Source organism: Paenibacillus sp. MER 99-2, from assembly GCF_023714095.1.
In the GTDB taxonomy this organism is placed as follows: Bacteria; Bacillota; Bacilli; order Paenibacillales; family Paenibacillaceae; genus Paenibacillus.
In genome coordinates, this window is the sequence record NZ_JAMAUZ010000009.1 from 181,914 (window position 1) to 193,726 (window position 11,813).

General features: G+C 45.4%; 8 protein-coding genes, 11 tRNA genes and 2 rRNA genes. 1 reads left to right on the forward strand and 20 read right to left on the reverse strand.

Features of this window, described 5'->3' with window-relative positions; genetic code table 11:
* Positions 1–52 precede the first annotated feature (52 nt).
* The 7 genes from M3636_RS25500 to ppc form a co-directional block, all read right to left on the reverse strand.
* Positions 53–310, reverse strand: coding sequence for a hypothetical protein (locus tag M3636_RS25500; protein WP_251384416.1), 258 nt, complete (start codon positions 308–310; stop codon positions 53–55).
* A 321-nt stretch (positions 311–631) separates the two neighbouring features.
* Positions 632–1,972 (reverse strand): phosphoglucosamine mutase, encoded by a 1,341-nt coding sequence (gene glmM / locus M3636_RS25505; RefSeq protein WP_145410809.1) that lies wholly within the window; start codon positions 1,970–1,972, stop codon positions 632–634.
* 142 nt (positions 1,973–2,114) lie between these two features.
* Complete coding sequence (locus M3636_RS25510; RefSeq protein ID WP_251384417.1) at positions 2,115–3,602, reverse strand: CdaR family protein; 1,488 nt, start codon at positions 3,600–3,602, stop codon at positions 2,115–2,117.
* Positions 3,595–4,434, reverse strand: coding sequence for a diadenylate cyclase CdaA (gene cdaA, locus M3636_RS25515; protein ID WP_251384418.1), 840 nt, complete (start codon positions 4,432–4,434; stop codon positions 3,595–3,597). The genes M3636_RS25510 and cdaA overlap by 8 nt, the downstream gene beginning before the upstream one ends.
* A gap of 424 nt (positions 4,435–4,858) precedes the next feature.
* The gene (locus M3636_RS25520; RefSeq protein ID WP_128103660.1) at positions 4,859–5,473 is read right to left on the reverse strand and encodes a zf-HC2 domain-containing protein; all 615 of its coding nucleotides are present in this window, start codon (positions 5,471–5,473) and stop codon (positions 4,859–4,861) included.
* 133 nt (positions 5,474–5,606) lie between these two features.
* Complete coding sequence (sigW, locus tag M3636_RS25525) at positions 5,607–6,173, reverse strand: RNA polymerase sigma factor SigW (RefSeq protein ID WP_056693475.1); 567 nt, start codon at positions 6,171–6,173, stop codon at positions 5,607–5,609.
* Positions 6,174–6,441: 268 nt separating this feature from the next.
* Positions 6,442–9,234 (reverse strand): phosphoenolpyruvate carboxylase, encoded by a 2,793-nt coding sequence (gene ppc, locus M3636_RS25530; protein WP_128103661.1) that lies wholly within the window; start codon positions 9,232–9,234, stop codon positions 6,442–6,444.
* 638 nt (positions 9,235–9,872) lie between these two features.
* On the opposite strand from ppc, the gene M3636_RS25535 reads away from it, so the two are divergent.
* Positions 9,873–10,196, forward strand: coding sequence for a WGxxGxxG family protein (locus tag M3636_RS25535; RefSeq protein ID WP_251384419.1), 324 nt, complete (start codon positions 9,873–9,875; stop codon positions 10,194–10,196).
* Between the two features lie 303 nt (positions 10,197–10,499).
* On the opposite strand, the gene M3636_RS25540 is transcribed toward M3636_RS25535, so the two are convergent.
* The 13 genes from M3636_RS25540 to M3636_RS25600 all read right to left on the reverse strand — a co-directional run.
* Positions 10,500–10,570, reverse strand: a tRNA-Gly gene (locus tag M3636_RS25540).
* Between the two features lie 11 nt (positions 10,571–10,581).
* Positions 10,582–10,655, reverse strand: a tRNA-Pro gene (locus M3636_RS25545).
* Between the two features lie 16 nt (positions 10,656–10,671).
* A tRNA-Arg gene (locus M3636_RS25550) sits at positions 10,672–10,748 on the reverse strand.
* 5 nt (positions 10,749–10,753) lie between these two features.
* Positions 10,754–10,828 (reverse strand) — tRNA-Gly (locus M3636_RS25555).
* A 10-nt stretch (positions 10,829–10,838) separates the two neighbouring features.
* Positions 10,839–10,919, reverse strand: a tRNA-Leu gene (locus M3636_RS25560).
* Between the two features lie 6 nt (positions 10,920–10,925).
* Positions 10,926–11,001: transfer RNA gene (locus M3636_RS25565), tRNA-Lys, on the reverse strand.
* Between the two features lie 9 nt (positions 11,002–11,010).
* Positions 11,011–11,085, reverse strand: a tRNA-Gln gene (locus M3636_RS25570).
* Between the two features lie 9 nt (positions 11,086–11,094).
* Positions 11,095–11,170 (reverse strand) — tRNA-Val (locus M3636_RS25575).
* Between the two features lie 7 nt (positions 11,171–11,177).
* Positions 11,178–11,249, reverse strand: a tRNA-Glu gene (locus tag M3636_RS25580).
* A gap of 11 nt (positions 11,250–11,260) precedes the next feature.
* A tRNA-Thr gene (locus tag M3636_RS25585) sits at positions 11,261–11,333 on the reverse strand.
* 3 nt (positions 11,334–11,336) lie between these two features.
* A tRNA-Asn gene (locus tag M3636_RS25590) sits at positions 11,337–11,412 on the reverse strand.
* An 83-nt stretch (positions 11,413–11,495) separates the two neighbouring features.
* Positions 11,496–11,612: ribosomal RNA gene (gene rrf / locus M3636_RS25595) — 5S ribosomal RNA — on the reverse strand.
* A 76-nt stretch (positions 11,613–11,688) separates the two neighbouring features.
* A 23S ribosomal RNA gene (locus M3636_RS25600) occupies positions 11,689–11,813 on the reverse strand; the annotation flags it as partial.

An 11,813-nucleotide genomic window follows, 5' to 3' on the forward strand; every position in this document is an offset into this window, starting at 1 on the left:
CCTCTTGCCGCTCCGCTGTCATCATAAGCTGTTATGAATGTTATAACTGCAATCATGAATGTACATCATTTTCCCGTGCGCGCACCCATAGTGCTCTTCGTGCACATTCATTTGTATTTTTATTTATATCCTGCACCCACCGACGCGTTGTGTGGACAGTCACCCATCCATTTTCCGCAAAATCCGGTTCACGGCTCTGATGCATCACCGGGAGGTCCCCGCCGAACAATCCGAACACCTCCACCTCGTCAGCTTGATTGCCGTTGATCCTGTTCATCCATTCTCTATGTTCAAATAGATATGGTGACACAAGATGCTTCCCGCGCAACTTCAAGCTCTGGCGCTTGTGTAACTGATACCTTACGATCCTCACTTTCTGTGTCTGAATGACGACTCCACTCATTATATGCAGGTCAGGTTCATTTTGCAATGGAGCAAAGTACCTGTAACAATTTCAGCATATTTACCCACATGCCAGACCAGTTAAACAGACCGATGGTCTCACCGGTCTAGGATGTGAGTTTATGAATGTATTACTCTATTTTATCACAATATGGACGATACTTAGGGACTATACGCTTAGATCCATATATTGATCAAAATACCCCAGTAATCGTATATCCGCTGTGACTTATACTAATTCTTTTTGCACGACATCAGCAATTTGCGCTACAAATTGTTCCAGCTCTACCTTATCCGGTCCTTCCGCCATGACACGAATCAATGACTCGGTACCTGAGGCACGAACGAGTACGCGGCCGTTATCGCCAAGTTGCTTCTCAACAACGGCAATAGCTTCGCCGATTGCAGTATTTCCTTCATATTTACTCTTATCCTGAACACGCACATTGACCAACACCTGTGGGTACTGAGTCATAAGTGATTTCAGTTCGCTAAGCTTTTTGCCAGATGCCTTAAGTGTGTCCACGAGTTGAATCGCAGTCAGCATGCCGTCTCCTGTTGTGTTGTAATCCAGGAAAATAACGTGACCAGACTGCTCTCCGCCCAGATTGTACCCACCGCGGCGCATCTCCTCCATTACATAACGGTCACCTACTGCTGTCTTAGCTGTTTTGAGTGCCAGTTTCTCTGTGGCTTTGTAGAATCCGATATTACTCATTACCGTGGATACAACAGTACTATCCTTCAGCTTGCCGGCACGGTTCATCGCATCCCCACAGATACACAGGATGAAGTCCCCATCCACTTCTGCACCTGTCTCATCAATCGCAATCAGTCGATCCGCATCACCGTCAAAAGCAAGACCAAGATCTGCCTTATGTTTGAGCACCTCTTGTTTCAAATGCTCTGGATGTGTAGAGCCACATTGCTCATTAATGTTCAGGCCATTAGGCTCAGCACCAATCGCAATGACTTCGGCACCTAGTTCGCTGAACAATTTTGGCGCCAGCTCATAGGCAGCTCCGTTCGCACAGTCTAGTACAACTTTGAGTCCTGAGAACGATTCATTAACGGTTGTTTTCAAGAAATCCAAATATCGGAATCTGGATTGCTCATCAACAGTCACTGTACCTAGACCGCCACCTACAGGACGTGGCAATTCGTCTGTCTCAGCATCCATTAATTCTTCGATTCGGTTCTCCGTCTCATCAGATAGCTTGAAGCCATCTCCGCCAAAGAATTTAATTCCGTTATCCTCAACCGGATTGTGAGAAGCAGAGATCATAACGCCAGCATCGGCCTTCAATACACGTGTAAGATATGCCACACCTGGAGTGGATACAACACCAATTCGAATGACATCCGCTCCAATGGATAACAGACCTGCCACAAGTGCGGATTCAAGCATAAGCCCCGAGATCCGAGTATCCATACCGATTACCACTTTAGGTCTTTCCACGCCACCTGCAAGCACGTAGCCTCCGCATCGTCCAATGCTATATGCAAGTTCTGCTGTTAATTCTTTATTAGCAACCCCTCTTACACCGTCTGTACCAAAATATTTCCCCATGATCTAACTCCTTTTATTCGCATCATATAAGAGCATAAAATGTAATAGAGGTTATTCAAAAAGTCCGCTTTTAATTACGAAGGATGCCTCGGCATCTACCTTTTTGAACACGCACTAATATTCAAATTGACGATTCGAATCACTATGGATTCGATCCACTACTGTTTGCGTTACTATTGCTATTCGTATTTCCCCGATTCGGTACGTTGCCTTGTTGATTCTGCTCCTGTGTTTCCGTATTCGATTCGGTTTCTTCCTCCTCAGGAACTGGCTCCGTATTACCGTTCTCCACTTCTGCAGGTGAAGGCTCCGGTCCCACTGTATCTTCATCCGTAGCATCCTCGCTAGGAGTAACTGTGGTTTCATCCGCATTTTCCGTAATTTTGACCGTGGCACTCAAATTATCGGAAGATTCATCGAGTTCAGCAAATCGTGGCAGATCGGCGGATACCTCAACCTCGTGATTGCCCACCGCTAAACCACGAAGATCTGCGGATAGCTTGATATCATCACTACTCAGACCTTCGAGCATACTTGAAGAACCCTTGAGCGTAATATTCAACCCGCCACTCTTGGGTGTAACCAATTCGCTTTCCAACCCGTTTCCGATCCCTGTGAGGGTGATGGGTACGTTTGGAAAGACTTTGGTCGTCTCTTCTTTTTCATCGTACGGTGCTACAGTTACCTTAAGCTGAATCGAACTAGGCTCGATTTTCTCAAAACCGGGAGGCGGCGTCAAGTCCAGGTTAACTGTCGATTCACCAGTCTGTTCAAACTGAGTGAGATCCAGGGTTAGTTGGTCGTAGGACTGGATACCCGCAAGCGCCTCCTCTGTACCATAAACCGAGACTTCTTTCACGTTAGGTTCTACCTTGGACAGAACCAATCCTTCCGGGAGCTGTCCCGAATATTTGATCCTCAAGGGCACAGTTGTATAGGGCTGATTAACCGGAATCCGCACTTCCACCGTTTCTGGTGAAACCACTGCATTATCGATTACCTTGCCTTCCGCATCATATGCCTGAAGCTTCACTTTTTTCTGAGTGATATCACCTTTCGCATCCTTCACGCTCACACTGCCCTGTACCTTCGCTACAGCCTCCAACTGTCCTTCGGGGAGAGTGACCTTAACTGCACCTGAAGGCTCAACCACAGGCGTCCCAGCGCTGTATCCAGCGGCAGGTTCTCCTTCGGGTACAATATTCACATTGAAGGATTTGGTGCCCAGCTTTTCAACATTCACGGTGACCATCGAAGGCTCCATGCTGACAACCTCGACGCCGGATGGCAGATCGGGTACCAGTGGCAAGGTGTTCGAACCATCCTTGACCTCGCTGAGATCTACAAGCACTTTGTAATCATCATTAGTGAATATTGATGTCAGCATAGAACGCTGTCCCTTGATCTCCAAACGAACTTCATCCGTGCTCAAGGACGTAAGTACATACGAATTGCTGTCTAGCCCATAAGGCTGCACAGGTACCGTACGCTCCACAATGCGACTCGTTGAACCTGTTGCAATGGTTGGCGTCGTTGGAACCTCATCGAGATGAATCATGAACCAGAGTAGCAAACTAACCGCTAGTGCAAGAATTTTCGCAAAGTTATTGTTATTGAACCATTTATCCATTGTTACGTCCCCCCTTCCGTTTCCAGAAGGTAGTCAAGCCATTCTTTTTGTTCAGATTGGATGTAGGGCGCAGCTCCTCGTACAGTTTGGCAATAAGTGATTCTTCCTTGATGTCACGCACCACTTGTCCATTCATCGCCAGCGATACTTGGCCAGTCTCCTCAGAGACAACTAAACATATCGCATCTGCAACCTCGGTAATACCGATTGCTGCACGGTGACGAGTGCCTAGTTCTTTGCTGATAAACGGATTCTCGGATAAAGGCAAATAACAGGCTGCCGCGGAGATCTGTTTACCCTGAATAATGACCGCACCATCATGTAATGGTGTATTCGGAATGAAAATATTAATCATCAGCTCCGAGCTGACGAGAGATTGCATTTGTATACCTGATTCGGTGTAGTCATTGAGACCGGTTTCCCGTTCAAATACAACGAGTGCACCGATTTTACGTCGTGACAAATAATTCACAGACTTAATAATTTCACCAATTAACACAGTTAATTCTTCATCACTCGCTGCGGCTGATCGTCCAAACAGCTTACCTCGACCCAATTGCTCCAGACCACGACGAAGCTCCGGCTGGAAGATAATAAACACCGCAACAACACCAAACGTAAACATCTGGTTCATCAGCCACTTGAGTGTGTACAGGTTTAGCCATGTGCTTAGAGCCCAGATCAGCACTAGGAACAGAATCCCTTTGAGAAGCTGAACCGCACGCGTACCCCGTACAAGCAGAATCAGTTTGTACATAATATAGGTAACAATCAATATATCGATAACGTCCTTAATGGACTCTTTCCACGTTAAGTCAGCAAAATAATTCATAAGCCAGCCCCCGCTATCCCCATTGATGAGTAAAACCCTGATCTCATATTAACCCATTAGGATTTTAAGTAATCCTTTATCTCTGCACTTTGCAATATTCCGTCTGTTCGCTTCAAGTATTGAAGTGAATAGTAAGAAGTGTCCTAATTCCACCAGCGTGCAGGTATATGCTACCCAAAGATCTAGATCTGGCTAATGGAGAGAAGTTCTTAGGACTTATGCAAATGCTTATCTATATGTAGTAGTATGTTCTCTTTAGTATCTAGGTTATAACGTTCACGTTCAGGTTGCAAGTTACGGGGTCACAAACTTTACATAAACCATGCAAATTCAACGAATACAGTTAATCCATATAAAAAAAGAGTACCCCATGCAATCTTGAGGTACCCTGCTTGGTATTGACCATTGAAGAATTCACCCTGTATTAGCGGTAAGCTACTTCGTTCACCATATTGGTTATTTTGTACCAGAACCAATCTAGCGCCTGATCGATACTTTTTACCTGACCAGAAATATGCGCTGTTGATGCCTGAAACAATTGTCCGTCGATAATCGTCAAATTGCCGTCTACGTCACCGTATACCTGGGCGGTTCCATTCTCTATAGTAAGATCGCCCGCAATTGACTTGCCTGCCGGAACAATAACCGTATTTCCTTCGATGACGATCTGATCCAGATTATTGCCTTTAACGACCATTTCGTTATTCTGATCCCAGAAACTCCAAGCACTAAAGAGCATCACGACCAAAAAGAAGGCTGCCGCCGTCAGCGCGGGATGTCCTTTGACCCATTTGAGCCAAAACTGCTGTTTCTTGGGCTGGGGCAGAGCGTTCATAATTCGATTGGTCAGCTCATCCGAGGCAGACGGTGAATAATGTTTCATGGCAAAAAGGAGCATTTCCGTCTGTTCTAACTCTTTAAAGCGCATGCGACACTCCGGACACGTCACAAGATGACCTTTCAGTTCAATCTTCTGTGCCGGGGACAACGACTCATCCAAACATTCATGCATTAAAGAGACGGCCGAGTTGCAATCCATATGAGAGCCAATCCTTTCTTCAATCACTTAGTCCTTGCATCTGTAAAAAGCATACATAAGACTTGCATACATTACATACGCATCCGTTTCGGATATGTTTCAAATAATTTCGCCCAAAATTTTAAATGAGCAATTACAGCTTATATTCTAATTTTTTCCTTAAAAAATCACGACCACGGTGCACACGTGTTTTGATCGTTGTTACGGGCATGCCCGTGACATCACTGATTTCCTGTAACGACAAGTCCTGTAAATATCTTAAAATCATCACTGATTTATATTTGGCAGGTAAACTGTCAATGGCCTCACGAATGAGTGTTTGCGTTTCTGACAGAAGCGCTTCGCTCTCAGGAGTACGATCATCACTTGGGAGCATCGCATAACCGTCAGATCCTTCCTGATCATTCAGCTCCGCATCCAAAGAGTAAGAAGGCTTCTTCCTACGTAACCGGTCAATACACAAGTTCGTCGCGATCCGGTAGATCCAGGTGGAAAACTTCTGATTCGGATCATATTTCTCCATATTTCGAAACACACGCAAAAACGTCTCCTGCACAACGTCTTCAGCCTCATGACGGTTGTTCAGCATCCGGTATGCCAAATGAAACAGTTTGTCCTTATATAATTCAACGATCTCTGCAAAGGCTCGCTGATCACCCTTAAGTACCAGCTTAAGTAGCCTGTTCTCTAAATTGTCCACCTCTAATTCCCCCAGACATGCTGATGGGTCTTCCGCCTTCTGATACCCGTCCACACTTGTGATTCACCAATCAAATCGTAAATCAACTTTGGTCAAAAATCAAGACTGTGCCACAAAATATCCGCCAAAAACAGTAAAAACGGGAACTCCAGTTGGAGTCCCGTCTTATCTCTCGCTGAAACTGATGAGAGAATGGTTTATTTTACTGTACAAACATCCGGCGCTCAAAACGAATAGCTCATTCCGAATATTCCTCTAACTTGCTATATCAGCCTGTGTTCCGGAGACCTGCAGCAATACCATTAATGGTAAGCAACACTTCGCGAAGCAACTCTGTGTCATCTTCGCCACGTTCACGCATATCTCTCAGTTCACTCAGAAGCTGTACTTGCATATAGGACAATGGATCCACATACGGGTTACGAAGCCTAATTGATTCTTGAATAACGGGTACGTCATTCAGGATCTCGGTTTCACCCGTAATCTTCAAGATAAGTTCTTTCGTAAGCTTAAATTCCGCTTCAATCTGGCCATAGATGCGATCCCGTGCTTCTTTGTTGGAGGTCATCGCAGAGTATTCCTTGGCAATGACAAGGTCTGCTTTGGCAACCGCCATTTGCACCGTATCAATCAATGTACGGAAGAATGGGAAGTTAGCATACATTTCTTTCAGAACAGCAAGGTTTTCCTCTTTATCCTGATAGAAGCTTTGTAATCCCGTTCCTGCCGCATACCATGCCGGGAGCAAGTAACGACTTTGAGTCCAAGCGAATACCCAAGGGATTGCTCGAAGATCCTCAAATTTATCGCTATTTTTCCGTTTGGATGGGCGTGAACCAATGTTAAGCTCACCCACCTCAGGCAGAGGTGTTGATTCCTTGAAGAAATTGAAGAAATCTGGATCACGGAAAATGAGATCTTGATATTTCGTGAGTGATACTTCAGAGATCTCTCTAATGATGTCATCCCACTGTTGCTCAGATACTGACTCTTGTGGTTCCAAACCGTTGAGTGCAGCTGTAAGTAGCGCTGAGGTCGCCTGCTCTAAACTGCGGTAAGCGATCCCTTGGAGGGAGTAACGTGATGAGATAACCTCACCCTGCTCCGTAATTTTAATACCGCCTCCAATGGTGTGTGGTGGCTGTGCCAGGATACTACGGTTGAGTGGCATACCTCCACGCCCCAGAGCACCTCCACGTCCATGGAAGAATTTCAGTTTGACGCCGTGTTCGTTACCCACTGCAGTAATTGCGTTCATCGCAACGCGCAACTCCCAGTTCGCAGTAACTACTCCGCCATCCTTATTACTGTCCGAGTAACCCAACATAATCTCATGCAGTTCATTTCGGGCACTTACGCTTGCGCGGTATACCGGAAGGTTGAACAACTTCTGCATGATCTCAGAAGCAGCATGAAGGTCATCGATCGTTTCAAACAAAGGAACTGCTTGAAGCGTAGATTCGATCTCTCCATTTTGTCCTTTACGGAACAAGCCTACTTCCTTAGCAAATACCATTACCTCGAGAAGATCACTTGCACCTTGGGTCATACTGATCAGGTAACTTGTGATACAGGTTGAACCGTACTCGTTCTGAGCTCGTTTAATTGTACGGAAGACATCCAGACATTCCTTCGTTCCCTCACTGTATTGGTGATAAGGAGAAGTCAGTGGTCGTGGATCCTCCAACAATCGAGCAAGCAAATCGATTTTGCCATCCTCTGTGAGGCGAGCATAATCTTCTACAATGTTCATTTTAGCCAAAATTTCTGACATTGCATTTTCATGCTCTTTACTATGTTGACGCACATCAAGTGCAGCGGTGTGGAAACCGAACAATTCAACTTGGCGAATCATTTTGCGAATGGTTGTGTCTGCAACATAGTCTGCGAAGTGATGACGCAGGCTGCGATCAATAATCATCAGATCATCAATCAAGTCCTGAGCGCCACTATAGCGGTCTGGCTGACCTACTTTATTTTCATCAAGCACATTGTTTAATTTAGCGATCATATAGGCAAGTTTGATACGATAAGGCTCTTTCTCGTTGCGCCAAATATCCACTTTCTTCAATGTGACACAGTTACGATCCTGCTCGATCGACTGCACCAGCTCATCGGAAACATGAATAATATTGGTGCTGAAGCTGAGATGTCCCATCAATTCAATCATAATCCGCTGATACTCACGCAATGCGAGCTTGCGCTGCATCAGAAGCGTTTGCCATGTTACCTCTGAAGTTACCGAAGGATTTCCGTCCCGGTCTCCACCAATCCAGGAACCGAAGCGCAAATACGTCGGCACATGCCAGTCATGGTCAGGGTAAAATTTGTTCAGGCAGCGTTCAAGCTCCTGATATACGTCCGGAAGTACGTGGAACAACGTTTCATGAAAGTAATACATCCCGTTCCGTACTTCATCCAGTACAGTCGGTTTACGGTCACGGAGTTCATCTGTTTGCCAGAGGGTAATAACCTCATTCAACAACTTCTCACGCAACTGCTCACGTTCACGCAACGTTAGCGTAGGATTATCAAGAAGCATGACATCTTCTGATATCCGTTTATGGATGTCCAGAATCACTCGGCGCATTGCCTCGGTTGGATGAGCAGTCATAACCAGTTCCAGTGACAATTCATCTAGAATCTCTTCTACTTCCTTATGAGACAACCCACGTTCTTTCAGATCCTGTACGGCTTTCTCAATGGATCCTGGCTGTACAGTATCTCCCGCAGAGCGTTCATAATCCCTTTTACGCCGGATCCGATGGTTTTGTTCAGCAATGTTAACTAATTGAAAATAAATTGCAAAAGCTCGAATAACCTGGTGGCGATTTTCCGAGTCTAATTCCTGGATCATCGTTTTGAACTCTGTATACAGTTCAGGCAAAAATTCTGCACGTAACGACTTGCTCGTTTCCCGAATCTTCTCAACGATATCGAGAAGCTCTGTGCCCCCTTGGTGGACTAGAACTTCTCCGAGTATGTTACCCAGGAACCGCACGTCTCTCCGAAGCAGGTTGTTCGATTGGCTTTTGCTGGCGGTTACCATAGTTTCAGTCATGCTTATCCTCCCATCTGATCGTTCGCATTCGTACACGAAAATTTGACACCTTCATAACATCATACAATAAAATGGTACGAAAATCTTTATTTTTCTACTAGTAAAAATGGGGATTAACCCCGATTTTGATCATAAAAACGCGCTTTATTATGCATTTCCTTGTTCTGCTTCATTTAATGGACAATAGCTACTGCATGATACCTTTTTCACGTACTTTCCTCATCACCCAAAACTAATACCTATACTTAAAAATTCATAAATATACAGCCTAGATGGTTGAGTGTTGGTACGGAATAAAAAGTATCGATACACTTACTATTGTTTGTATAAGCAAGATACTGCACAAAGAAACATGACCGGCAAAGCAAGCTTTTGTATACTTTATCACAGTGACGCAATAAATTCTAGATTTTTTTTAACTTTCCTCTCTGTGTTATATCTTGATATCACCTACAGACATCTATTCGAAGGAGCTGCTTCGAATAATTATTTGCGCCCAAACCCATGCTCTATCTTAACTTATCCAAATCCCCATTAAAAAATTGGTTTTTATTAACGTATGAAATTACTACATAATGAAGGGCTTCCTTTGGGGATATTAAACACGCAGCACATCACTGAAGGGAGGATACATTATCATGAAAAAAGTTTGCACAATCGTTGCTTCTGTTGCATTGGCGGTATCACTTGCGGGATCCGCTTCTGCTCATACCACAACAAATAGTATGAACCACACGGAGAAGCAAATTACGGAGTACGAGAATAGCAACTACAGAAACAACAATTACACGAATCCCAATGCTTACAACGTACGCAATGGGGATTACCGTACCAACAGTATTCGTACGAATGCTGCAACAACAGACCGTGACAGAGGGATGGACTGGGGTTGGCTAGGTCTCCTTGGACTTCTAGGGTTGGCAGGCATGCGTAAAAGAGCAACAGACCACGATCACCGTTAAAATACGTGGCTCAATACAGTGTTAGCGCTGTACACGGTCTAGGCCATTCATCTTCATGAGCGAATGCTCAAAAGTGTTACGACTGCTGCATCCACTTTAACGAGATGAATGAGACAAAAGCCCTTCTCTTATGAGAGGGCTTCTGTCTGTTATAGCTAATTCATAATGCCATATTGAAATACTTAAGATGCTAAAAAGGAGGCCATTAGGTAGACCCGGGTTAAACATAAGGTAACTCCTAATAAAACTAATGTACTGAAAACAAAAAAGTCCTGCAAATGCAGGACTTTTCATCAAAATATAAGCGGGTGATGGGAATCGAACCCACGCTATTAGCTTGGAAGGCTAAAGTTCTACCATTGAACTACACCCGCATACGATAAAATCGGGATGACACGATTTGAACATGCGACCCCCTGGTCCCAAACCAGGTGCTCTACCAAGCTGAGCTACATCCCGATATAAAAAAAAATAATGGCGCGCCCTGAGAGATTCGAACTCCCGGCCTTTTGATTCGTAGTCAAACGCTCTATCCAGCTGAGCTAAGGGCGCAAATATGGAGCGGAAGACGGGAATCGAACCCGCGACCCTCGCCTTGGCAAGGCGATGCTCTACCGCTGAGCCACTTCCGCAAATAAAGGATGCGCGTGGAGGGACTTGAACCCCCACGTCAAAGACGCTAGATCCTAAGTCTAGTGCGTCTGCCAATTCCGCCACACGCGCATATAATGGTGAGTCATGAAGGGCTCGAACCTTCGACACCCTGATTAAAAGTCAGGTGCTCTACCAACTGAGCTAATGACTCAAAATAAAATGGCTGGGGATATAGGATTTGAACCTATGCATGACGGAGTCAAAGTCCGTTGCCTTACCGCTTGGCTAATCCCCAATAATTAAATGGTGGAGGCTGAGGGGATCGAACCCCCGACCCTCTGCTTGTAAGGCAGATGCTCTCCCAGCTGAGCTAAGCCTCCATCTATATGACCCGTAGGGGATTCGAACCCCTGTTACCTCCGTGAAAGGGAGGTGTCTTAACCCCTTGACCAACGGGCCTCACTTACCAAAGCTCTCAACCGGGATCGAACCGGTGACCTCATCCTTACCATGGATGCACTCTACCTACTGAGCTATGAGAGCAAATGGCTCCCCGAACAGGGCTCGAACCTGTGACAACTCGATTAACAGTCGAGTGCTCTACCAACTGAGCTATCAGGGAATGTTATGCATTTGCATGAGCAAATGCAATTCATCGTACAAATCCACATGCAGAGCCTGTTTCTATGTATGATGAAAGAGTTCGCTTGGCGGCGTCCTACTCTCCCAGGACCCTGCGGTCCAAGTACCATCGGCGCTAGAGGGCTTAACGGTCGTGTTCGGGATGGGTACGTGTGGAACCCCTCAGCCATCGCCACCAAACGCGTAGCTTACATCTCAGAGTGTTGTTCTCTGAAAACTAGATTCGAAACGAAAGTCTGCGATTTAGAACTTGCAATTGGATAAGCCCTCGACCGATTAGTACTGGTCAGCTCCATGCATTACTGCACTTCCACCCCCAGCCTATCTACCTCGTCGTCTTCAAGGGGTCTTACATACTGGGAAATCTCATCTTGAGGGGGG